Below are 23041 nucleotides of genomic sequence, written 5' to 3' on the forward strand. Positions count from 1 at the left end.
AATGCTCTTCTACTGTGTTTAATATCGTGAATTGCATGTATGTCGCTTCGATTGCCGCGGGTTACGACGACATCACAATTGCCACCCTGAAATGCATTGAGATGTAGACAAACGAGCGATTAACAGACTCGAAACGTGACAGACATTGCATGTAATCACTGCCAATGGAGAGTAGGCGGCGTTCGCCGGTGACCACAGCGCCGGCCTTCCCGCCCGCGGGTCCCCCGCGGCGGCCGATCTCCCGGCAGCATCTGCCGCATTCCGCTTCGAGGAGACCTGTGACGATATCGACTACGCGCCGACTCCGGGCGGCCGTCTCGGCTCTGGTCCTTGCCGCTGTCTCGCTGACCGCCTGCACCGGCGGTGGTTCCGGGTCCGCCGCTGTCGCGCTGGAGCCCGCCGCCGAACCGCAACGGCTGGCCGGAGTCTGCCCGGACAACGTGGTGGTCCAGCTGCAATGGCAGCCCCAGTCGGATATGGGCGCGCTGTTCCAGATGCTCGGCCCCGGCTCCACCGTCGACACCGAGGCGCGCTCGGTCACCGGCCCGCTGGTCGCCGGCGGTAAGGACACCGGTGTCGAGCTGACTCTGCGGGCGGGCGGCCCCGCGATCGGATTCCAATCGGTGTCCTCCCAGCTGTACGTGGACGACGGAATCCATCTGGGCATCATGCACGGTGATCAGCTGATCGCCGCCGCGGGCGATCAGCCGGTCACCGGAGTGACTCCGCTGCTGAAATACAGTCCGGCCATTCTCATGTGGGATCCGGCCAGCCATCCGGAGTGGCGCACCATCGCCGATATCGGCAGATCCGATGCCACCGTGGTGGTGTCGAAGGAACAGATCTTTCCGCAGTGGCTGGTGAGCCGCGGGTTGCTCGACCGGTCCCAGCTCGACACCACCTATGACGGTGCGCCGGCGCGGTTCGTCGGCGATCCGACGATCGCCCAGCAGGGATTCGCCAATTCCGAGCCGTACTCGTACGAAGAGGACACCCCGGCCTGGAACAAACCGGTCGCCTACCAACTGGTCAAAGACGTCGGGTTCGAGATCTACGCCTCGAACGTGGTGGTACGCAAGGACAAACTCGAGGCGATGGCGCCGTGCCTGAGCAAACTGGTGCCGATCATCCAGCAATCCGGTGTCGACTATCTCGCCGATCCGGAGCCGGCCAACACCACCATCGTCGATGTGATCGCCGGCGATGTCGCGTATACGCCCTATACCGCGGGTGAGGCCGCGGCCGGCGCGGCGCTCTTGGCCGAGAACGGCCTGCTCGCCGCCGAAGCCGACGGTTCGTTCGGTACCTACGACCCGGCCCGCACCCAGCGCACGATCGACGATCTGGCGCCGGTACTCGCGGCGGGCGGCGCGAAACTGCCGCCCGGTCTCACCGGTGAGCAGCTGTTCACCGGCCGTTTCACCGATCCCGCCATCGGTATCCGGTGACCCGTCCCGTGCCCCACTTCGAAGGAGATTCGATGACCCACAGCCTGACCGAGCTACAGCGCGAAACCCGGATGGGCGCGCTGGGTACCGAAACCGCCGATCGCGAGATCCGGCGGATCAGCCTCGCGGATTTCGACACCCGTCGCGCCGAGATCACCGAGCAATTGTGGTCGGCGGCCACCGATATCGGTTTCTTTCAGGTGATCGATCACGGGATCGATCTGGCTTCGGTGCGCGCCGCGTTCGCCGCCGCGGAGGAGTTCTTCGCTTTGCCCACCGATGTCAAGGCGAAGTACCCGTTGAAGAAGGGTTTCAATTCCGGCTGGGAATCGCTGACCCAGGTCCGGCCGTCGATCGGGACCCCGGACCAGAAGGAATCGTTCCAGGTCACCCGCCCGCATATGGACGATCTGTGGCCGAGCGAGGCGGAACTGCCCGGTTTCCGCGAGACCGCCCTGGCCTTCGAGGCGGCGTGCTGGGAGCTGGCCATGCGACTGCTGTCCTGCTTCGCGGACAAACTGGGATTCCCCCGCGATTTCTTCACCCGGGCCCACGACCCGTCGGCGGTGAGTTATCAGAGCACCCTGCGTATGCTGCACTACTTCGCCGTGCCGGACGAACCGCAGGCGGGCGCTCGCACCTGGCGGGCCGGTGCCCATACCGATTTCGACTGCCTGACCCTGCTGTTCCAGCGGGCCGGCCAGGGCGGGCTGCAGGTATGCCCGGGCCGGGAGATGGACAGCCAGCGCTGGACCCCCATCGAACCGGCCGACGAGGTGATCACCTGCAATATCGGCGACATGCTCATGCGGTGGAGCGACGACCGGCTGCCGTCGAACTTCCACCGGGTGAAAAATCCCGGGCCGGACGATTTCCGCGGCGCCCGGTACAGCCTGGCGTTCTTCGCGCAGGCGAACCGCGAGGTCGTCATCGCGGGACCCGCCGGCAAGTATCCGCCGATCAGCGCCGAGGACTACCTCTACCAGCGGGTGAACGCCAACTTCGAGACCGCGGCCGGGGAGCGGTCATGAGGGGCGTATGGCGCGCGCTGCTGCGGGGCTATCCGGTCTACGTGTGCCTGCCCTACCACCCCGCCTGCTGACCTCCAGGAGTGTCCGAATGATCAAGGCCGTCAACGGCGTCACCGTGTACTCCGGTGGTGGCTGGCTGCCGAATCGGGATGTGCTGATCGAGGCGGGCACCGTCACCGCGATCGAACCGGGCGGCGCCGGCCGGTCCGCCGCGGAGCAGATCGACGGCACCGGGGCGTATCTCGTTCCCGGGTTCGTCAATACCCACACCCATCTCCAGCAGTCGCTGATGCGCGGGATCGCCGAGGGCACACCGCTGCTGGAATGGCTGCTCGCCGTCGGCGCCGAATCGGTGGCGGTCACCCCGGAGCGGGCCTATACCGCGACGGTCGCCGCCGCGCTCGAGGCACTGCGCAGCGGGACGACCGCACTGGTCGAGCATATGTGGCCGCATCCGTCCACCGAGGTGCACGATGCGGTGCTACGCGGACTGCGCGACAGCGGGATCCGCGCCGTGCTGGGCCGGGGTATCGCCGACCGGCCCGACCCCACCCGCCGCTGGGGTTTCGAACCGCGGCTCATCCAGCCGCGGGAGGAGGTACTGGAGCACACGGAGCAGTTGATCGAAGACACTGCCGGCTCACGGATTTCGATCGGGTTGGCGGTGCCGAACCCGCGGTCGGTGACCCCGGCCGGTATGGCGGCGATCGGCGACTTCGCCCGGCAGCGCGATCTCACGGTATCGATCCATCTGCTGGAAACCCGGACCGACGATCTGATGTGCCGGGAGCACGTGGGGATGGGCGCGGTCGAATACCTCGACACGCACGATTTCCTCTGGGATCGGGTGATCGCCGTGCACTGTGTCGAACTCGATGCCGCCGGCCGGGAGACCCTCGCGGCGCGGGGTGTCGCGGTCTCCTACAACCCGGTGAGCAATATGCGCCTCGGTAGCGGCGTGGCGGCGGTACCCGACTGGCTCGACGCGGGGCTCGCGGTCGGGCTCGGCGTCGACGGCGCCGCCAGCAACGACACCCAGGACATGCTGGAATCGCTGCGCATCGGCGCCTACGTCCAGCGCGCGGTGCGGCAGCGGGCGGATCTGCTGGGGTTCGGCGCGATGCTGGATATGGCCGCGGGCGGGGCGAACTCGGCGCTCGGCCTGGCGCCGAGCGCGGGCGGGGTCGCGGTGGGCGACCGCGCGGATCTCACGCTGATCCGCTTCGACCGCGACTTCGCGACCCTGCCCGTCCGCGATCCCGGCGCGGCGCTGCTCACGACCGGCACCAGCCGCGTCATCGACACCGTCCTCGTCGACGGCGAGGTGGTGCTCCGGGACGGGCACAGCACCCGGATCGATGAACACGAGCTGATCCGTACCCTGTCGGAGCTGAACGCGTCATGACCGCGCCGGCCCTGCACACGTTCAATGCTCTCGACCCGGAGGTGGCGCTGACCACCCTGCTGCGGATCTGCGAGTCTCCGGTATGGGCCCGCGCGCTGGTGGCGGCCCGGCCGTATCCGGCACCGGCCGCCTTGCTCGAACGGGCCGACCGGGAACTGGAAGCCCTCTCCGGCGCCGAGTTCGCCCGGGCGCTGGCCGGCCACCCGCGCATCGGCGACCGCACCGGCGGTGCGATGTCGCGGCGGGAACAATCCGGGCTCGCGCACGCCGACAGCGCCACCCGTACCGAACTGCGGCGGCTGAACGAGCGCTACGAACAGCGCCACGGCCAGGTGTATCTGGTCGACGCGGCCGGGCGGTCGGCGACGGAACTGCTCGCGATCCTGACCGCCCGCATCGACAACGACACCGCCACCGAACACGCCATCGCCCGCCGGGAACTCGGCGCCATCAACCGGAAACGCTTGTTTGCGCTGCTCACCGGCGAGAACGCACCCGACCTCCGAGGAGCCGACCGATCATGACCACACTATCCGGAGCCATCGAGCTCGGCCCGCATCAGTACGGGAAATCGGAGAACCGGATCGTCCGCATCTACCGCGACACCGCCCGGCACGAGATCCGTGATATCACCGTATCGACCTCGCTACGTGGCGATTTCGCCGCTGCGTACCTGCAGGGGGATCAGTCCGCCGTCCTGCCGACCGACAGCCAGAAGAACACCGCGTACGCGTTCGCCAAACAGCACGGTCTCGCCGCTATCGAGGACTACGGACTGTATCTGGCACGTCATTTCACCGGCACCGTCGCCCCGGTGCGCAGCGCACGCATCGATATCGAGGAGTACGGCTGGCAGCGCGCCGCGGTCGAGGGCTGCGAGCACGACCACACCTGGATCCGGCGGGGGCAGGAGGTGCGGACCGCGGCGGTCACCGTCGCGGGCACCGGAACACAGCAGCAGGCGTGGGTGGTCGCGGGGATGAAGGAGCTGACGCTGCTGAAATCGACCGGCTCCGAGTTCGCGGGATTCCTGGTGGACGAATTCACCACGCTGGCCCCCACCCAGGACCGGATTCTGGCCACCGCACTGAACGCCGAATGGCGGTACGCGACGACCGAGGCCGACTGGGAGGCCACCTACGCCGGAGTGAAGCGGCTGTTCATCGACCGGTTCGCGCAGGTGCACTCCAAGGCGCTGCAGCAGACACTGTTCGAAATGGGTAGAGCGGTGCTCACGGCCTATCCGGCGATCGCCGAGGTACGGCTGTCGGCGCCGAACAAACACCACTTCGACTACGACCTGGACCGATTCGGCATCGCCAACCACAACGAGGTGTTCATCGCCGCCGACCGCCCCTACGGCCTGATCGAGGCAACGGTGCAGCGAGCCGACGCCCCGGACGCCGGACCGGCCTGGACGAGGGGCCCGGCGTGAGCGAGTCAGGCCCGGAGGCGGCAGCGCAGCGTCACCACGCAGGGCCCTCGCTCACGCCCGAAAAACACAGCGTGAGCGAGTCAGGCCCGGAGGCGGCAGCGCAGCGTCACCACGCAGGGCCTGCCGGCGGCGGGGGTTCAACCGTCAGCACACATGTTCTCGACGCCGTGGCGGGTCGGCCCGGGCCCGGGATCGTGGTAGGGCTGACCGACGCCCGCGGTGTCGTGCTGGCAACCGCGACCACCGACGGCGACGGTCGCACCGGGTTGTCGCCCGCACAGCCGCTGGCGCCGGGCGTATACCGGCTGGTCTTCGCGACGGGGGCCTACTTCCACAGCCGCGGTCAAGAGAGCTTCTTCCCCGAAGTGGTGATCACCTTCGAAGCGGCCGAGGGGCATACGCATATTCCGATGTTGTTGTCGCCGTTCGCGTATTCGACCTATCGAGGGAGTTGATCGGCTGTGCCCGCACCCATCGCCGGCTCCGGCACGCATCCGGTATCCGGTTGCCGGTCCACCGGGTCTCTCGGTGATCGCGCACTCCATCGGATCGATGCCGTGCTGGAACCGGTCGACGCGATGCTCGCGGACCGGTATCCGGAGCACCGCACCGACAGCCAGCCTGTGCACACCGTGTATGTCGGTGCGGCTACCGCAACTCCGGAGACCCCGCGAGTGTGGGGCGAGGCGGCGCTGTCGATCCTGACCGCGCATCGGGAAAGCCTCCGGCAGTGGTCCAACGGTACGACCGTCGCCGCGGTGCAGCGGACACTGGCGCACCGGCCGATCATGGATCTGCGGATCGATTTCGAGGACGGCTACGGGTGGCGGCCCGACAGCGTCGAGGACCGGCACGCACGGGCGGCCGGGCACACCCTGCGAACGCTGGGGCCGGCCCGGCCGGATGTCTGCGGCATCCGGGTGAAAGGCCTTGCCGCGGCCGAGCGGCGGCGGGCCGTGCGCACCCTGGAATTGGTGCTGGATGCCGCAGGCGGGGTGCCGCCCGGTTTCGTGTTCACGGTGCCGAAGTTGCGTGCCGCCGAGCAGGTTCCGGCGGTCGTGGCCCTGTGCGAGGAGTTCGAGCGCGGACACGGTCTCGCGCCGCGTGCGCTGCGGTTCGAACTGCAGATCGAGAGCCCACAGGCGATCATCGGCGCCGACGGGACGGTAACGGTGGCGCGGGCGCTCGCCCTGGCCGATGGGCGCTGCGCCGGATTGCATTACGGCACTTACGACTACAGCGCCGCCTGCGGTATCGCCGCGCCGCATCAATCCCTGGAGCATCCGGTCGCCGATCACGCCAAGGCGGTCATGCTCGTCGCCGCCGCGCAGACCGGGATCCCGGTGTGCGACGGATCGACCCAGATCGTGCCGGAGGGGTCGCCCGACCGGGTGCGGGCGGCGCTCGACCATCATTTCCGGCTGGTCGGCCGGTCGCTGGAACGGGGTTTCTACCAGGGCTGGGATATGCACCCCGGGCATCTGGTCACCCGCTGGGCGGCCACCTTCCATTTCTACCGCGCCGCGCTGGCGGTGGCGGGTCCCCGTATCCAGTCCTACCTGGATCGACGCGGCGGCGGCGTGCTCGACGAACCGGCGACCGCCCAGGCGCTGGCGGCCTGCGTCCTCCGTGGCTCGGCGTGCGGCGCTTTCACCGAGACCGAACTGCGGCGGCACGCACCCGGCTGTTCGGCAACGGTCCTGAACGCCCTCGCCGACCGCACCTATGACATCGAGGAGTGAACACCGTATGCCGACCTCTCGTTCCGCCGAGCCCGGTCTCGACCCGGCCGGTGCTGCCGCTGCACCGGCAGTTACCGAACCCCCGCAGGCCACCGATTTCACCGCGCTGCCCGATCTCGCCGTACGCACCCTCGGCGGTGCCGTCATCTGGGCGACGGACGAAACCTTCGCCGAAAAAGAGAATCTGATCAGCCCGGGCGACCCCGGCCATCGGCGGGCCACCTTCGGGCACAAAGGGCAGGTCTACGACGGCTGGGAGACGCGCCGGCGCCGGACGCCCGGCGTGGACGAAGCCGTCGTGCGGCTCGGGGTGCCCGGCATCGTGCGGGGTGTCGTCGTGGATACCGCCTGGTTCACCGGGAATTTCCCGCCGGAGGTGGCGGTGGCGGCCGCCGCGGTCGAGGGCTACCCCGATCCCGCCGAACTCGCGGCCGGGGCGGACTGGCACACCCTCGTACCGCGCAGCCCCGTCACCGGCGACAGCCGGACATCGTTCATCGTCGATTCCGAACGACGCTGGACGCATGTGAAACTCACCCTCTACCCCGACGGTGGCGTGGCGCGGCTACGCGTGCACGGTGAAGGCCGGCCCGACCCGCAATGGCTCGACGCCACCGGTATCGATCTGGCCGCGGTGGAAAACGGTGCGCTGGTGACCGGCTGCTCGAATATGTTCTACGGCGCGCCACACCAGTTGCTGTATCCCGGACCGGCCCGGGTGATGGGCGAGGGCTGGGAGACCGCACGCCGCCGCGACGACGGTAACGACTGGGTCCGGGTGCGGCTGGCCGGTGCGGGCCTGGTGCGCATGATCGAACTCGATACCTCCTGCTTCCTCGGTAACGCACCCGGCGCCGCGCGCCTGCGCGGGCGTGACGGTACGGGCGCGTGGCGGGACCTGCTGCCCCGCACGGTCCTTCGCCCCGATACCCGGCACCGGTTCCTCGTCCACGATCCCGGGCCTGTCACCGAGGTGCGCCTCGACATCTACCCGGACGGCGGTATGGCGCGGCTGCGCGTCCTCGGCACCCTCACTCCGGCGGGCCGGGCCGGCCTGGGAACGGAGTAGGCGATGACCTATCCACGGGATATGGTCGGCTACGGCCCGCAACCGCCGGACCCGCAGTGGCCCGGCGGCGCCCGGATCGCGGTGCAGTTCGTGCTGAACTACGAGGAGGGCGCGGAAAGCTGTGTACTGGACGGCGATCCGTACTCGGAAACCTTCCTGTCGGAGATGACGCCCGCCACGGCGTTCCCGGACCGGCATATGAGCATGGAATCGCTCTACGAGTACGGTTCCCGCGCCGGTGTGTGGCGGGTCCTGCGGGTGTTCGAACGGCGCGGCCTGCCGCTGACCGTCTTTGCCGTCGCCCGCGCGCTACAGCGCAATCCCGAGGCGGCCGCGGCCTTCCTCGCCGCCGGTCACGAAATCGCCTGCCACGGTTTGCGCTGGCTGTCCTATCAGGACACACCGCGCGAAGTGGAACGAGCGCATATGGCCGAGGCGGTGCGAGTATTGCGTGAGCTCACGGGTGTGGCGCCGCGCGGCTGGTACACCGGCCGGGATTCGCCCAATACCCGGGCGCTCGTGGTCGAACACGGCGGTTTCGGCTACGACTCCGATTCGTACGCCGATGATCTGCCGTACTGGGTGACGGTCCCGGTCGCCGGCACCACGGTCGATCACCTGGTCGTCCCGTACACCCTCGACACCAACGATATGCGCTTCGCCTCCCCGGCGGGTTTCCCCAGCGGCGACCAGTTCTTCGCCCATCTGCGGGACGCGTTCGATGTGCTGTACCACGAGGGCGCCGCGGGCCGGCCGAAAATGCTGTCGGTGGGCCTGCACTGCCGGCTCGCCGGCCGCCCCGCCCGCATCGCCGCCCTGGAACGATTCCTCGACCACATCCAGGTGCACGACGGGGTGTGGATCGCCCGGCGGATCGAGATCGCCGACCACTGGCGAGCCGTCCACCCCGCCCGCGCGTGCGCGCTGGAACGGCCGAGGGGTGTCGCACCTCGCCGCTGATTCGCCCGCGGCATCGGGAGCATGTCCGGACGATCGCCGAAAGCATGTGGCGGGGCCGTGCCCACACCGGCAGGACTCGGGTCCTGCCGCTCCAGCCCGGCCTCAGCCGAGCCGGACCGGGAAAGCCGCTGGATCGTTCTGAGTCAGCACGGGAAGGTTGCCGTGCTCGCCCAGCGGGATCTCGGCGCGCAGATTCGGGAAACGATCGAAAAGAGCGGGTAGTGCGATGGCGGCTTCCAGGCGGGCCAGGGCGGCGCCGGGGCAGATATGGGGACCGTAACCGAAGGAGATATTGCGGTTCGCGGTGGAGCGGGTGATATCGAAGGTGTCGGCGTCGTCGCCGTGCACCCCGCGGTCGCGGCCGATGGCGCGATACGACATGACCACGCCGTCGCCCTTTTCGATGGTGAGATCGTCGACGGTGATGTCCTCGGTGGCGAACCGCATCAGCAGATGGATCACAGGGCCGTCCCAGCGCAGAGTCTCCTCGATCGCCTCCTCCCAGGTGCGGTCCCCGCCCCGGATCGCGGCGAGCTGTTCCGGATGCCCGAGCAACGCGCGGGTGGTCATGATGATCAGGCTCACCGTGGTTTCGTGGCCTGCGGCGACCAGCGCCTTGAGATTGCCGTGCACCTCTTCCTCGGTGAGCGGTGTTTCGCCTTCGGCCACATCGTGGATGAAATCGGAGGTGAGATCGTCGGCCGGGTGCGCGGTCTTCTCCCGGATGAGCCCGGTGTAGTAGTCGTCGAGTTCGGCGAAGATCCGCATCCGCTCGTCGTGCGGGGTGAGCAGCGAGAAGAACTTCTTGTAGGCCTCCAGCAGGTAGGTGTGGTCGGTGCGCGGCACCCCCATCAGTTCACTGACCACCCGCATCGGCAGCGGATAGGCGAAGACCTGCTTCAGGTCCACCACACCGTCCCCGGCACCGGCCTTCGCCAGCTCGTCGAGGAGTTCGGCGGTGAACTGTTCGATCTTGGGCCGCAACGCGCCCAGGCGGCGCGGCGCCAGCGCGCGCGTGGTCTTGATCCGCAGCCGGCGGTGTTCGGCGCCGTCGACGGTGAACATGGACCGGCCGGCGTCGAGCATGCCGATCAGCGGCCATTCGTGGGTCACCGCGCCGGACTGCCACAGATTCCACCGGGTGTGGTCCTTGACCAGACGCGTGTCGGTGAGCAGCTGCCGGGCCAGGTTGTGCCGGGTGACGGTCCACGCCGGGGCACCCAGCAACTCGATCTTCGCCAGCGCGGGGCCCTCGCACAGGGTGCGGGTCTCGCCCGCGAGATCGGCGACCATGGGGTCGATGGTCAGGGTCGCGGTATGCGGGCATTGCTGGCTCACGAGCCACCTCCAACGGCGGGGACAGGAGTGAAACGAACTGGCAGAGAAGTGAACCCGCGCAGGAACGGCGAGGGGCGGCGGGCCAGGGCTCCGGCGGGAACCGACAGGTCCAGATCGGGTAGCCGGTCGAGCAGGACCTCGATCCCGGTGCGCGCGATGATCTCGGCGATCTGCTGGGCCGGATAGGGGCAGCGGTATTCGCCGTGGCCGAACGCGAAATGCGCGGCGTTCCCGGAATGCGCCGGATCGGCGCCGGTGCCGGTGTATTGGCGGATATGCGGGTCGGAATTGGCGGCGGCCAGACCCAGCAGCACCATATCGCCGCGGCGCACCAGCGCCTCGCCGAGGCGGGTATCGCGGGCGACCCAGCGCCCGGCCAGGATCTGGGTCGGCGTATCTTCCCACAGCACTTCGGTCATGGCCTGCCCGATACTGTGCCGGGCGGCGCCGAACGCCGCGGCGAACCGGTCGTCGACCAGCATGAGCCGGATCGAATTGCCGATCCAGTCGGCGGTCGGCAGATGTCCGGCCGCCATCACCGACTGCATGTTCAGCACGTATTCCTCGTCGGCGAACGGCGCGGGATCGGCCAGCATCCGGGACACCAGATCCTGGCCGGGCCGTTGTCTCTTCTGCCCCAGCAACTGCTGCATGTACTCCACGAACCGCTGGTAGGCGGCCGGCGCCTCGGGGCCGCCATCGCAGAGCACCTGCATGGTCTGCGCCAGGTACGGTCCGTCGGATTCGGGCACGCCCATGATCCACGCCAGCGTCAGCACGGGCAGCAGTTCGGCGAATTCGGTGATCACATCGGCGTGCCCGCGTCCGCAGAACCGGTCGATCAGACCGTCGGCGAGTTGTTCGCAGGCGCTGCGCAGCGCGAACGGGTCCACCGACTCCAGCGCGGGCTCCACCAGCGCCACATGCCGGGCGTGCGCGGCGCCGGCGGTGAAATAGATGCCCGGCTGCGGGCGGCCCACCATCGGCAGCAGCGGCCAGTCCGGCGGGATCGCCGGCCACTGGTTCCACAGGCCGGAATCCCGCGGGAACAGCAGGCCGTCCGTGGTCACCTGATGCAGTTCCCGGTAGCCGATCACCAGCCACGCCGGAATACCGCCGATGAGTTCGACCTCCACCACCGGGCCGTGCTCGGACCGCATCCGCGTGTAGAGCAGGGCGGGGTCGGTATGGAAACCGGGGCCGTCGAGCCGGACCGCCCCCGGTGACGCGACCGGGCAACCCGCCGCGGACGTGCCGGTGCCGTACTCCAGCGGGGTCATGGCCGCTCCCCCGCTCCGGCGGGCGGCGCCTGCCGCTCGATGAGGTGTTCGACGAGGCCGATCAGCACCTGTTTGCCCGACTCCCGGGAGCGGGCATCGCAGGTGAACAACGGCACCTGCGGGTCCAGATCGAGGGCGTCACGGACCTCGTCCAGCGGCGGCGGGATGGGCTCGAAAGAATTGCACGCCACCACGAACGGGGTGCCCTGGTATTCGAGCCGGTCGATGGCGTACCAGGAATCGCTGATCCGGCGCGGGTCCACCAGCACCACCGCGCCGAGCGTCCCGGTGAACAGCCGGTCCCACAGGAACCAGAATCGCTCCTGCCCCGGGGCACCGAACACGTACAGCACATATTCGTCGGACAGGGTGATCCGCCCGAAATCGAAGGCGACCGTGGTGGTGGATTTCCCGGCCACACCGGACAGATCGTCCACCCCGACACCGGCGTTGGTCATCACCGCCTCGGTGTCCAGCGGCTGGATCTCGCTCACCGAGCGGACCATGGTCGTCTTACCGACCCCGAACCCCCCGACGACAACGATTTTCAGGCCGTGCCGCACCGAACTCGACAGCGGCGCCCGGGCACGGGTGGGGCGGTCCTCATAGGCTACGGAGTCCAACTAGCACCTTCTCGAGCATGTCGATATCGAACGTGTCGCCGTGGGGCCCCGTGGCGAGTTCGGGGTGGCGCACGGTGACCTTGCCGGCGTGCAGCAGATCCGCGACCAGGACCGTCGCGATGCCGATCGGCAGCCGCAATTCGGCGGCGATCTCCACCACCGCGGTCGGCTGCCGGCACATGGTCAGGATGGCCACGTGTTCGCGCTGCATCGCCGGTGCGGGCGCGCATTCACTGACCACCAGGGTGACCGGGTCGAATTCGTCGGTGGTGGGGGCGGCGCGGCCGCCGGTGAGGGTGTAGAAGCGGTCGGGTTCGTCGTCGCGGCCGAGGCGGTTCACAACAGTCTCGCTCTGCTCCCCCGCGGCGGCGCGGACAGATACTCCCCGACCTGCTCGATCAGCGCCGCCATCTGCGCGCCGACGAGCCCCGCATCGGCGTCGTCATCGGCGAGCACCGCGATCTGGGCGCCCGCGCCGGCGCCGACGATGAAAAGGATCCCGCCGTAGAACTCGGTCATCGATTGGCGCACCCCACCGCGGCCGTTACCGAATTCCGCGGACGCGCTGCCCGCCAGCGCCTGTACGCCGGAGGCGATGGCGGCCAGCCGGTCGGCCTGATCCATGGTCAGGCCGGCGGTATGGCACATCTGGATCCCGTCCGCGGCCAGCAGTACCGCGTGCCGGGCACCGGCGGTTTCGCTCAGCAGCCGCTGTAGCAGCCAATCCAGTTGCGCTGGATCCGATGTCATCGTCATCGATCGTTCTCCCAGTCGGTGGTGATGGAATGACGGGACGAGCGCTCGGCGTCGTTGCCGGGCGACCGGATCGGCCCGCCGAAGGGCTGGGGGTCCTCGTCGGCCCGGCCGGTGACCGCGCGCTGGAACGCCCCCATCGCCGAAGCCGTCGACCGGTGTTTCGCGGTGGTGTCCTCCCGGGCGGAACCGTCGAAGGCGTCGAGGTCGGGTGTGGCGGGCAGCCCTTCGGGATGCGCGGCGGCCAGCGTGCTGCCGCGGCGCCGCTTCGGCAGCACGGTGGTGGTGGTCGCGGCCGTTTCCGCCGGAGCCACCGAGAATTGGCCCGAGGTGTACTGCGGGATCTGGTGCCGGCCCGAAACATAGTGGGGCTGGGTGTGATTACCGGAGCGGTACGGCGCGGCGGTATCCGGTTCGGCGGCGGGTGCGGTCAGGTACCGGGAGCCCGTATCGGTGAGGGCAGCGAACGGACCCGTATCCGAGGCGGTTCCGGCGGCCGGGAGCAGACCGGCCGGTGCGGCGGAATGCCCGGCGGGCAACGCCGGGGTGGCGGGCGGTTCGATACGGGCGGTGAGTTCGCGGGGGATCATCACCACGGCCGCGGTGCCGCCGATCGCCGACGGCCGGTAACTCACCGTGAGTCCGTGTTTGCGGGCGAGCCGCCCGACGACGGCCAGCCCGAACCGGGTGCCGTTCATCGAGGACAGCCCCTCGTCGCCTTCCGCACCGGATACCGTGGCCTGGGCTCGCCGCAGCGACGATTCGCTCATCACCAGCCCGCTGTCCTCGATGGTCACCACCACGCCCGCCGGGATCTCGGCCGCGTAGATATGTACCTCGGTGGTGGGCGGGGAGAACCGGCAGGCATTGTCGACCAGTTCGGACAGGGCGTGGATAACGCCCTCGGCGGCGTGCCCGGCGATCGCGATCTCGGCGATCGCCCGCATCCGCACCCGCTGGTAGCCGTTGACACGCCCGATGGCGGCGCGCAGCACCCGTTCCATCACAATGGGTTTTGCCCAGCGGCGGCCGGTGCGGGCCCCGCTGAGGATGGCGATACTGTCGGCGAGGCGGCCGGCCTGGGCGGTGGCGTGATCCAGTTTCAGCAGATCGGTGAGTACGGCCTGATCGGCGTAACGATGCTCCAGGTCCTGCAAGTCGGCCAGCATACTGGTGGTCATGGCCTGCATCCGGCCGGATGCGTTCGCCAAGGCCGCGATGGCCGCCGACCGGCGCCGCTCGCTGGCGGCGGCGGCCTCCTTCTCCACGGCGACGGCCTGTTCGGCGGCGGCCGCGCGAGCCCGGGTCTGCGCCAGCAGATCCGCCGTCGCCGCACCGCGCCGCTGTTCGGCCACGAACAGACCGCGCACGTACACCGCCGTGGTGACCGCGGTACAAGCGGCGACCACCGCGACCGAAACCCAGAGGGCCGTAAGCATTCGCTCGGCCGGCGCCACCGAGAGCATGGCACCGCCCACCAGGCCGACACCCACGGTCACCGAAATCGCCAGCGCCAGCGCCGGGGCAACCCAATGCCGCCGGCCGCCCGGTCCGGGCACACCCACCGGGCCCGCTGCCACCGATTCATACATAAGTCGGGTACACCCCCGCTCGCGCAAAGTCCTGCCGACTCAACGCCGAGCCCGCATACGGCACCCCATCGTGCCCGTTACCGAATCGTCGGATGAAAAGCGGTTTCGCACCGGCGAATTCGGGTACTGGGCCCGAAGCATATCGGCCTAGTCCAACCAGCGCCACTCGAGTAAGCCAACCCTCAGCTAACACTCAGTGTTTTTTTGCGGCGCCTGTGTTTTTGGTGCTGCCTCCGGCGGCACGGGTTTTGGCCCCCCTAAGTCCCTGCTGTCAGCACTCGACACTCGCGGCTGCGCCGCATCGCATCGAGCGCTGACAGCAGGGACGGGCCAAAACCTCCAAGGGCCTCGTAAGACTCGGCACCGCCGTGGTCGCCGTTCGGGTTCGGGGTTACGAAAGTTCGGGGGTCTCGTAAGACTCGGCGCCGCAGCGGGGGGCGCAGGGGCGGGCGGCTGTGACCGCTACGTCGCGCCTGCCCGCGAATCCGTTCGCTCGCGGCGCGGCGGGTGGGGCCGGCACCTCGCCCGTCGAACTCAGAAGCCGAGTTTGCCGAGTTGTTTGGGGTCGCGCTGCCAGTCCTTGGCGATTTTGACGTGCAGGTGCAGGTAGATGCGGGTGCCGAGGATGTGCTCGATCTGTTTGCGGGCGTTGGTCCCGACTTCCTTCAGCCGGGCACCCCCCTTGCCGATGATGATCGCCTTCTGGCTCGGCCGCTCCACATACAGCAGCGCGTGCACGTCGAGCATGTCTTCGCGTTCCTCGCGCGGCAGCACCTCTTCGATCACCACCGCCAGCGAATGCGGCAGCTCGTCGCGGACCCCCTCCAGCGCGGCCTCCCGGATGAGCTCGGCCATCAGGGTTTCCTCCGGCTCGTCGGTGAGTTCGCCGTCGGGATAGAACGCCGGGCCCGGCGGCATCTGCGAGGCGATCAGATCGACCAGCACCTCCACCTGTTCGCCCTTGACCGCGGAAACCGGGATCACCTCGCACTCCGGTCCGAGCAGTTCGGAAACGGCCAGCAGCTGTTTCGCGATCTGTTCCCGGCCGACCTTGTCGATCTTGGTGACCACCCCGAGCAGCGTCGTTTTCGGCGCCATCTGCCGCACCTGCTGCACGATCCACCGGTCCCCCGGCCCGATCTTCTCGTCCGCCGGAATACACAGCGCGATCACATCCACCTCGGAATAGGTGTCGCGCACGAGATCGTTGAGCCGCTGGCCGAGCAGCGTCCGCGGCCGGTGCAGGCCGGGCGTATCGACCAGGATCAGCTGGGTGTGCTCGCGGTGCACGATCCCGCGGATGGTGTGGCGGGTGGTCTGCGGCCGCGAACTGGTGATCGCGATCTTCGCGCCCACCAGCGCGTTCGTCAACGTCGATTTCCCGGTGTTCGGGCGGCCGACGAAACAGACGAAACCGGACCGGAACTCGCGATCGGCCGGTTCAGGCATCGCTGGCCTCATAACCCTCGGCGATATCGAACACCGCGCCCGAGGCGTCGGCGAAGATGATCCGGGCGCCCGCGGATACCTCACGCACCGCCGAAACCCCCGCGTCGGCGAACTTACCGCCGACCACCACCGCCGCCTCGAAACCCTCCGCACCGCTGGAGATCGCGGCGGCCACCGCCGACTGCAGCGCCGTCAGCCGCAGCGCCTGCAACCCCACCTCACCGGCGGCGTAGGTGCGGCCATCGGTATCGCGGATCGCCGCGCCCGCGGAGCCGCCGGTCCGCCCGAGCGCCCCCCGCGCCAGCACCAGCAGTTTGTTGTCCTCGGCGTCCAGTTCACTCATGGCCTGCTCCCTCGTCGTTGCGGGCGGACGGGCGATCCCGTTCCGTCGCCGCCTCGGTTTCTGTCGTCTGCTCCGGTGCCCGGGTCACCACCACGGTGTGCACCCGGACCCGGCCGCGGGCGTCCGCTCCGCCCTCACCGCGTAATTCGAGCCCGTGCGCGACGACTTCCGCACCGGGCAGCGGCACCCGGCCCAGTTCGTGCGCGAGCAATCCGCCGACGGTGTCCACTTCTTCCTCGTCGATCGGCAACCCGTACAGTTCGCGCAGGTCGGCGATCGGCAGCCGCGCCGACACCCGGTAGCGGCCGGGTTCCAGCTCCTCGATCGGCGGTGTCTCGTCGGTGTCGTATTCGTCGGCGATCTCGCCGACGATCTCCTCCAGCACATCCTCGATGGTCACCAGGCCGGCGATACCGCCGTACTCGTCCACCAGCAGAGCCATATGGTTGCGCCGGCGCTGCATTTCGTCGAGCAGATCGTCGAGCGGTTTCGAATCGGGCATGAACACCGCGTCGCGCATCACCTCGCGCACCCGCACACTGCGCCCGCGATCGGCGTAGGGCACCAGATCCTTCAGATACACCACGCCGAGAATGTCGTCGACGTTCTCCCCGATCACCGGGATCCGGGAATGGCCGCTGCGCACCGCCAGCGACATCGCCTGCGCCACCGATTTATCGGCTTCGATCCACACCATTTCGGTGCGCGGCACCATCACCGCCCGGGCCGCGGTGTCGCCGAGTTCGAACACCGACTGGATCATCCGGCGCTCGTCGTCGGCCACCACGCCGCGTTCCCGGGCCATATCGACGACCTCGCGGAGTTCGATTTCGGAGGCGAACGGGCCGTTCCGGAATCCCTTACCCGGGGTGATCGCGTTGCCGAGCAGGATCAGCAACCGGCTCACCGGCCCCAGCAGGGCGCCGATGAACTGTAGCGGCAGCCCCGCGGCCAGCGCGATGGAATACGCGTGCTGGCGGCCCAGGGTGCGCGGGCCGACCCCGATCACCACATAGGAGACCAGCACCATGATCACGGCGGTCATCAACAGCGCCCACGCACTGCCGAAGAACCGGCTCAGCGCCGCGGCGAGCAGTACGGTCGCGGTGATCTCGCACAGAATGCGCAGGAGCACCATCAGGTTGACGTAGCGCGGCCGGTCGTCCACGATCCGGCTCAACCGCACGGCCCCGGGCCGGTCGCCGCGCGCCATATCGTCGAGGCGCGCCGGCGACAGGGTGTTCAGTGCCGAATCCACGGCGGCGAATACCCCGCCCACCGCAGCGAGCAACACAGCGAGCAGTAACAGGGTTATCTCGTTCACGCGGGGGCGTCACCCGGCCACGATCGGCCCTCTTCCGGCGCCACGAATCCCGTCTTCCCCAGTAGCCGCGCATCCCGTTCGGCCAGTTCGGCCCGCCGCTGCGCCTCGTGCAATTCCTCGTACCACTGTTCGAGCAACCGGCCCTGCAGGGCGAACATCTCTTTTTCCTCGGCCGGTTCGGCGTGGTCGTAGCCGAGCAGGTGCAGCACGCCGTGCACGGTGAGCAGGGCGAGTTCGTGGTCGAGCGAATGCCCGGCCTTGGCCGCCTGGTCGAGCGCGAACTCGGGGCACAGCACGATATCGCCGAGCATGGACGGCCCCGGCTCCGGACTGTCGGGCCGGCCGCCGGGTTCGAGTTCGTCCATCGGGAACGACATCACATCGGTGGGCCCCGGCAGATCCATCCACCGCATATGCAGATCGGCCATGGTGTCGAGATCGACCAGCACCATCGACAGTTCGGCGGCCGGGTGCACATCCATCCGGCCGATCACGAACCGGGCGACCCCGACCAGGTCTTCCTCGGGCACGTCCATACCCGACTCGTTGGCGATCTCGATACTCACCTGATCAGCCTAAAGGGTCGCGCCCGGCGCAGCCCATCCGACGCCCGCGGCGGCACCCGGACCGCCGTCGAGCAGGGCTCCGCTACCCGCGCGCGGCCCGGCCGGCCGCCCGCCGCTGCGCCCGGTTCCCGGACATATGCGGCGGCCCCACCGGCGGCCGCGTTTCGGCCTCGAACTTCTCGTAGGCGTCCACGATGTCCGACACCAGCCGGTGCCGCACCACATCACTGCTGGTGAGCTCCGCGAAATGAATATCCTCGATCCGGGTCAGGATCTCGCTGGCCGCCCGCAGCCCCGACCGCGCGCCGTGCGGCAGATCCACCTGGGTCACGTCCCCGGTAACCACGATCTTCGACCCGAATCCGAGCCGCGTCAGAAACATTTTCATTTGTTCCGCGGTCGTATTCTGCGCCTCGTCCAGAATGATGAACGAATCGTTCAGGGTACGACCACGCATATACGCCAGGGGCGCGACTTCGATAACTCCGGCGGCCATCAATTTCGGAATGGCTTCCGGGTCCATCATGTCGTGCAGGGCGTCGTAGAGCGGACGCAGATAGGGGTCGATCTTCTCGTTCAGGGTGCCCGGGAGGAAGCCCAGGCGTTCGCCCGCTTCCACCGCGGGACGGGTGAGGATTATGCGGTTGACCTGTTTGGTCTGCAGCGCCTGCACGGCTTTCGCCATCGCCAGATACGTTTTACCGGTACCGGCCGGACCGATTCCGAAAACGATCGTGTTCTCGTCGATCGCGTCGACATACCGTTTCTGGTTCAGAGTTTTCGGGCGGATCGTTTTCCCGCGGCGGGACAGAATATCCAGGCTCAGCACCTCGGCCGGGGATTCGGCACTGCCCTCGGTGAGCATGGACACCGTATGCCGGACCGCCTCGGGAGTGATGACCCGGTTCCGGCCGGTCAGGGCGACCAGTTGCTCGACCACCCGCTCGGCGAGCGCCACCTCGGCGGCGGGGCCGGTGAGGGTGACCAGATTGCCGCGGACATGGATATCGGCGGACAGCAGGTCTTCGAGTTCACGGAGGTTCTCGTCGGCCGAGCCGAGAAAGGGGAACACCGACTCCGGCGCGAGTTCGATACTGGAACGGACAGTGTGCGCCGCGGGCCCGGAGGCGCCGCTGTCGGCCGCGGAGGGATTCTGATCGCCGATATCGCCTTGTGATCGCACGTAGTGGCTATGGCCTGCTTTCCGGTCTCGACAGGCGCGGTGAGGCGCACTGTTTGCTCTGCTCGCGAACGGTATCGCTGCTTCCGAGTCTAACTCCCGGCCCCGACAGGTCCCACTGGAATTACGGCGGCCCATGCCCCGGTGACCGGGCCGAACCGTGCGTTCACCGGATCGTCACCAACGGGAGGTGAGCGCACCGAGCGCGCCCAGGGCCACCGTGGCCGCCGTGGAGGTCCGCAGCACCGTGGGTCCCAGCCGCACCGCGTCGGCGCCGGCAGCGGCCAGGGCATTGAGCTCCGCGTCGTCCAGGCCGCCCTCCGGGCCGACGATCAGCGTGATGGCCGGCGCCGTATCCCATGGCAGCCCGGTGAACGAGCCGCTGCCGGATTCGTGCAGGGCGGCGATCACCGCACCCTGCGCCTTCGCCGCCCGGACGGCATCGACCACCTCGGGGGTGCGGTGCAGCGCGGTCACCTCGGGGATATAGGCGCGGCGCGACTGCCGGGCCGCGCCGCGAGCGGCGGCCCGCCATTTCGCCACACCTTTGTCGGCTTTGGCCTCCCAGTTCGAGACACAGCGGGCGGCCTGCCAGGGCACGATCACATCGGCGCCGGCCTCGGTCATCAACTCGACCGCCAACTCCGAACGCTCGGATTTCGGCAGGGCCTGCACCACCGTCACCGCCGGGGAAGCCGGCGCGGCGCGACCGCGGTCGCGGACCAGTAGTTCTAGCTGATTCTTCTGCGCGGCAACGACTTCGGTCTCCGCGAGCAGCCCGCGGCCGTCGGAAAGGCTGATCGCCTCACCCACCCGGATCCGGCGCACCGTCGCCGCGTGCCGCCCCTCCGGGCCGTCGAGCACGGCGATACCGCCCGGCTCCGGGATCTCGTCGAGATAGAAGACGGTGGGCGCGGCCATCGGGTCAGCGTCCGCTGAACGAGGCCCGCAACCGCGCGAACAGGCCGCTGTTGTGCTCGGACTGCGCCGACATCACCTCGGCCTTGTCCCGGCTCCGCAGACCCTTGTACTTGCGCAGCAACTCGGTCTGCTTACTGTCGAGCTTGGTGGGCACGACGATATCCAGATGCGCCATCAGGTCGCCCCGCGCGCTGGAACGCAGCCGCGGCATCCCGTGCCCGCGCAGTACCGAGATCTCCCCGGGCTGGGTACCGGGCGCGATGGTGAGCTCGGTGGGACCGTCCATGATGGTGTCGATGACCACGGTGGTGCCGAGTGCGGCGTCCACCATGGGAACGCGGACGGTGCAGTGCAGATCGTCGCCGTCGCGGACGAACACGTCGTGCGGCTGTTCCACGATCTCGACGTACAGGTCACCGGCATGACCGCCGCCCGGGCCGACCTCGCCCTGCGCGGCCAGCCGCACCCGCATCCCGTTGGCCACACCCGCCGGGATCGGCGCCGCGATTTCGCGCCGGGCACGGACCCGGCCGTCACCACCGCATTTGTGGCAGGGGTCGGGGATGGTCTCGCCGGCCCCGCGGCAGGTCGGGCAGGGGCGGGAGGTGAGCACCTGGCCGAGGAACGAACGCTGCACCGACTGCACCTCACCGGCGCCGCCGCAGGTCTCGCAGCGCACCGGCTTGGAATTGCCGTTGGTGCCCGCGCCCTTGCAGAGGTCGCAGAGGATCGCGGTATCGACGGTGAGGTGCTTGGTCACCCCGACCGCGCATTCGGCCAGGCTGAGCCGGGTGCGTACCAGCGAATCGGCACCGGGCTGAACCCGGCCCCGGGCCTTGCGCGCGCCCCCACCGGCGCCGCCGCTCATCCCGCCGAAGAACGCCTCGAACACATCGCCGAGCCCGCCGAACCCGGCGCCGCTGAACCCGCCGGCGCCCGCGCCGGTCTCCAGCGGATCGCCGCCCATATCGACGATGCGCCGCTTCTCCGGGTCCGACAGCACCTCGTACGCCGCGGAGACCTCTTTGAACCGGGCCTGCGCGGCCTCGTCCGGGTTCACGTCGGGATGCAGTTCGCGAGCCAGCTTCCGGTACGCGCGTTTGAGCTCCTGGTCGGAGGCATCCCTGCCGACACCGAGCAGTCCGTAGTAATCCCGTGCCACTTGAGTTCTCTTAGTCCTTGGTCGCTGTCCACGGCTCCGGCCGCACCCGGCCGGCCGCGTGACTCCTGTTGTGGTGTAGCCGCCCGGCCGCCCGCAATGTTAGCCGGGTCGACTCAACTTTAAACCGGCCGAAGCCCCGAGCCTAACAGCGCCCGGGACAAGACCCACATTCCCGAACGAACCCGTTCGGTGGCGGTGCGAATCAACACATCCTCACCGTTCGGCGAGGACCTCGCCGATGTACCGGGCCACGGCGGCGACGGAGGCGATGGTGCCCGGGTAATCCATCCGGGTCGGCCCGAGTACGCCCATCCCGCCGAGGACCGCGCCCGCGGCACCGTAGCCGGTGGTGACGACCGAGGTCCCACGCATCTCCTCGACCTGGGTTTCCTCGCCGATCCGTACCGTCACCGTCCCCGGCTGCTGGGCGGCGGCCAGCAGTTTCAGGACCACCACCTGTTCCTCCAGTGCTTCCAGCACGTTGCGCAGCGAACCGTGCAGACCGAAATCCGCGGCATTGCGGGTCAGGTTCGCGGTGCCACCCAGCACCAAACGCTCCTCGGGGTGCTCGACCAGGGTTTCCACCAGCACCGTCGAGACCTTGATGAGCACATCGCGCAACTTCGGCGGCGCCTGTTCGGGAAGTTCGGCGACAGCGGCGGACGCGGAGGCGAGCCGTTTACCGTCCATCGCGGCGCCCAGCATGCCGCGTAGCGCGGCGAGGTCCTCGTCGTCGACCACGGTCCCGAGGTCTACGAGCCGCTGGTCGACCCGGCCCGTGTCGGTGATCACCACCAGCAGCAACCGCGCCGGGTTGAGCGCCACCACTTCGATATGACGCACCGTCGACGCGGAGACGGTGGGGTACTGGACGACCGCGACCTGGCGGGTGAGCTGGGCGAGCAGCCGGACCCCGCGGCGCAGCACATCGTCGAGGTCGACCCCCGATTCGAGGAACTGCATGATCGCCTTGCGTTCGGCCTGCGAAAGCGGTTTCACCTCGGCGATCCGGTCCACGAACTGCCGGTAGCCCTTGTCGGTGGGGATCCGCCCGGAGCTGGTGTGTGGCTGCGCGATATACCCCTCGGCCTCCAGGACCGCCATATCGTTACGCACGGTCGCACTGGAAACGCCCAGGTTGTGTCGTTCCACCAGGGTTTTCGAGCCGATGGGCTCCTTGGTGGCGACGTAGTCCGCGACGATCGCCCGCAGGACCTCGAACCGCCGATCCTCGGTGCTCGACATCGACCCCACCTCCTCGCTGTGCTGTACGCCGCCACTACCGGCCGGCGCACCGACTTCCTCGAACCCGGCCCGGACGCCGGGTTTCGCCACCCCAGTCTAGATCCGCAACCCCCGTCCTCCAGGGCGCAGACATCCGAAAAGGCGTGCTAACGTCCCCGGGACGACAGCAGAATCC

Annotated in this window: 23 protein-coding genes; 9 read left to right on the top strand and 14 right to left on the bottom strand. The window is 68.8% G+C overall.

Annotated features, from left to right (window positions below; genetic code table 11):
• The first annotated feature begins 278 nt into the window (after positions 1 to 278).
• The 9 genes from ACQEVO_RS23170 to puuE all read left to right on the top strand — a co-directional run bounded on the left by ACQEVO_RS23170 (position 279) and on the right by puuE (position 9090).
• Complete coding sequence (locus ACQEVO_RS23170; RefSeq protein WP_432916758.1) at positions 279 to 1448, top strand: nitrate ABC transporter substrate-binding protein; 1170 nt, start codon at positions 279 to 281, stop codon at positions 1446 to 1448.
• 32 nt (positions 1449 to 1480) lie between these two features.
• Positions 1481 to 2479: an isopenicillin N synthase family dioxygenase gene (locus ACQEVO_RS23175; protein ID WP_432916761.1), complete on the top strand. Its 999-nt coding sequence runs from the start codon at positions 1481 to 1483 to the stop codon at positions 2477 to 2479.
• An 88-nt stretch (positions 2480 to 2567) separates the two neighbouring features.
• Positions 2568 to 3884, top strand: a complete 1317-nt coding sequence (locus ACQEVO_RS23180; RefSeq protein WP_432916764.1) for an amidohydrolase family protein — start codon at positions 2568 to 2570, stop codon at positions 3882 to 3884.
• Positions 3881 to 4408: a 2-oxo-4-hydroxy-4-carboxy-5-ureidoimidazoline decarboxylase gene (uraD, locus tag ACQEVO_RS23185; protein ID WP_432916767.1), complete on the top strand. Its 528-nt coding sequence runs from the start codon at positions 3881 to 3883 to the stop codon at positions 4406 to 4408. The genes ACQEVO_RS23180 and uraD overlap by 4 nt, the downstream gene beginning before the upstream one ends.
• Positions 4405 to 5319, top strand: coding sequence for a factor-independent urate hydroxylase (pucL, locus tag ACQEVO_RS23190; protein WP_432916770.1), 915 nt, complete (start codon positions 4405 to 4407; stop codon positions 5317 to 5319). The genes uraD and pucL overlap by 4 nt, the downstream gene beginning before the upstream one ends.
• A 71-nt stretch (positions 5320 to 5390) precedes the next feature.
• Positions 5391 to 5774 (top strand): hydroxyisourate hydrolase, encoded by a 384-nt coding sequence (uraH, locus tag ACQEVO_RS23195; RefSeq protein WP_432916772.1) that lies wholly within the window; start codon positions 5391 to 5393, stop codon positions 5772 to 5774.
• An 18-nt stretch (positions 5775 to 5792) separates the two neighbouring features.
• Entirely contained in the window at positions 5793 to 7061 is a 1269-nt protein-coding gene (locus tag ACQEVO_RS23200; protein WP_432922934.1) for a DUF6986 family protein, read from the top strand.
• A gap of 7 nt (positions 7062 to 7068) precedes the next feature.
• Positions 7069 to 8130, top strand: a complete 1062-nt coding sequence (alc, locus tag ACQEVO_RS23205; RefSeq protein ID WP_432916775.1) for an allantoicase — start codon at positions 7069 to 7071, stop codon at positions 8128 to 8130.
• Positions 8131 to 8133: 3 nt separating this feature from the next.
• Positions 8134 to 9090, top strand: a complete 957-nt coding sequence (gene puuE, locus ACQEVO_RS23210; RefSeq protein ID WP_432916778.1) for an allantoinase PuuE — start codon at positions 8134 to 8136, stop codon at positions 9088 to 9090.
• Between the two features lie 102 nt (positions 9091 to 9192).
• Here the strand turns inward: puuE and ACQEVO_RS23215 are convergent, their stop codons facing one another.
• The 14 genes from ACQEVO_RS23215 to hrcA all read right to left on the bottom strand — a co-directional run bounded on the left by ACQEVO_RS23215 (position 9193) and on the right by hrcA (position 22866).
• The gene (locus ACQEVO_RS23215; RefSeq protein ID WP_432916781.1) at positions 9193 to 10428 is read right to left on the bottom strand and encodes a cytochrome P450 family protein; all 1236 of its coding nucleotides are present in this window, start codon (positions 10426 to 10428) and stop codon (positions 9193 to 9195) included.
• On the bottom strand, positions 10425 to 11708 hold the full coding sequence (locus ACQEVO_RS23220) for a cytochrome P450 (RefSeq protein WP_432916784.1): 1284 nt from the start codon (positions 11706 to 11708) through the stop codon (positions 10425 to 10427). Before ACQEVO_RS23220 ends, ACQEVO_RS23215 begins: the two co-directional genes overlap by 4 nt.
• On the bottom strand, positions 11705 to 12283 hold the full coding sequence (locus tag ACQEVO_RS23225; RefSeq protein ID WP_432922937.1) for a GTP-binding protein: 579 nt from the start codon (positions 12281 to 12283) through the stop codon (positions 11705 to 11707). The genes ACQEVO_RS23220 and ACQEVO_RS23225 overlap by 4 nt, the downstream gene beginning before the upstream one ends.
• Before the next feature lie 28 nt (positions 12284 to 12311).
• Positions 12312 to 12671: a DUF742 domain-containing protein gene (locus tag ACQEVO_RS23230; RefSeq protein WP_432916787.1), complete on the bottom strand. Its 360-nt coding sequence runs from the start codon at positions 12669 to 12671 to the stop codon at positions 12312 to 12314.
• Positions 12668 to 13081, bottom strand: a complete 414-nt coding sequence (locus tag ACQEVO_RS23235) for a roadblock/LC7 domain-containing protein (protein ID WP_357422027.1) — start codon at positions 13079 to 13081, stop codon at positions 12668 to 12670. The genes ACQEVO_RS23230 and ACQEVO_RS23235 overlap by 4 nt, the downstream gene beginning before the upstream one ends.
• A 2-nt stretch (positions 13082 to 13083) precedes the next feature.
• Entirely contained in the window at positions 13084 to 14664 is a 1581-nt protein-coding gene (locus ACQEVO_RS23240) for a sensor histidine kinase (RefSeq protein ID WP_432916790.1), read from the bottom strand.
• 546 nt (positions 14665 to 15210) lie between these two features.
• Positions 15211 to 16125 (bottom strand): GTPase Era, encoded by a 915-nt coding sequence (gene era / locus ACQEVO_RS23245; protein WP_432916792.1) that lies wholly within the window; start codon positions 16123 to 16125, stop codon positions 15211 to 15213.
• Positions 16118 to 16468 (bottom strand): cytidine deaminase, encoded by a 351-nt coding sequence (locus ACQEVO_RS23250; protein ID WP_432916795.1) that lies wholly within the window; start codon positions 16466 to 16468, stop codon positions 16118 to 16120. Before ACQEVO_RS23250 ends, era begins: the two co-directional genes overlap by 8 nt.
• Positions 16461 to 17792, bottom strand: a complete 1332-nt coding sequence (locus ACQEVO_RS23255) for a hemolysin family protein (RefSeq protein ID WP_432916798.1) — start codon at positions 17790 to 17792, stop codon at positions 16461 to 16463. The genes ACQEVO_RS23250 and ACQEVO_RS23255 overlap by 8 nt, the downstream gene beginning before the upstream one ends.
• On the bottom strand, positions 17789 to 18358 hold the full coding sequence (gene ybeY / locus ACQEVO_RS23260) for an rRNA maturation RNase YbeY (protein ID WP_280397187.1): 570 nt from the start codon (positions 18356 to 18358) through the stop codon (positions 17789 to 17791). Before ybeY ends, ACQEVO_RS23255 begins: the two co-directional genes overlap by 4 nt.
• Before the next feature lie 82 nt (positions 18359 to 18440).
• The gene (locus ACQEVO_RS23265; protein ID WP_432922940.1) at positions 18441 to 19523 is read right to left on the bottom strand and encodes a PhoH family protein; all 1083 of its coding nucleotides are present in this window, start codon (positions 19521 to 19523) and stop codon (positions 18441 to 18443) included.
• 192 nt (positions 19524 to 19715) lie between these two features.
• Positions 19716 to 20459, bottom strand: coding sequence for a 16S rRNA (uracil(1498)-N(3))-methyltransferase (locus ACQEVO_RS23270; RefSeq protein ID WP_432916802.1), 744 nt, complete (start codon positions 20457 to 20459; stop codon positions 19716 to 19718).
• A gap of 4 nt (positions 20460 to 20463) precedes the next feature.
• The gene (gene dnaJ / locus ACQEVO_RS23275) at positions 20464 to 21621 is read right to left on the bottom strand and encodes a molecular chaperone DnaJ (protein WP_432916804.1); all 1158 of its coding nucleotides are present in this window, start codon (positions 21619 to 21621) and stop codon (positions 20464 to 20466) included.
• A 213-nt stretch (positions 21622 to 21834) separates the two neighbouring features.
• The gene (hrcA, locus tag ACQEVO_RS23280; RefSeq protein ID WP_432922943.1) at positions 21835 to 22866 is read right to left on the bottom strand and encodes a heat-inducible transcriptional repressor HrcA; all 1032 of its coding nucleotides are present in this window, start codon (positions 22864 to 22866) and stop codon (positions 21835 to 21837) included.
• Between the last annotated feature and the right edge of the window lie 175 nt (positions 22867 to 23041).

Source organism: Nocardia sp. CA-290969, from assembly GCF_050936135.1.
In the GTDB taxonomy this organism is placed as follows: domain Bacteria; phylum Actinomycetota; class Actinomycetes; order Mycobacteriales; family Mycobacteriaceae; genus Nocardia.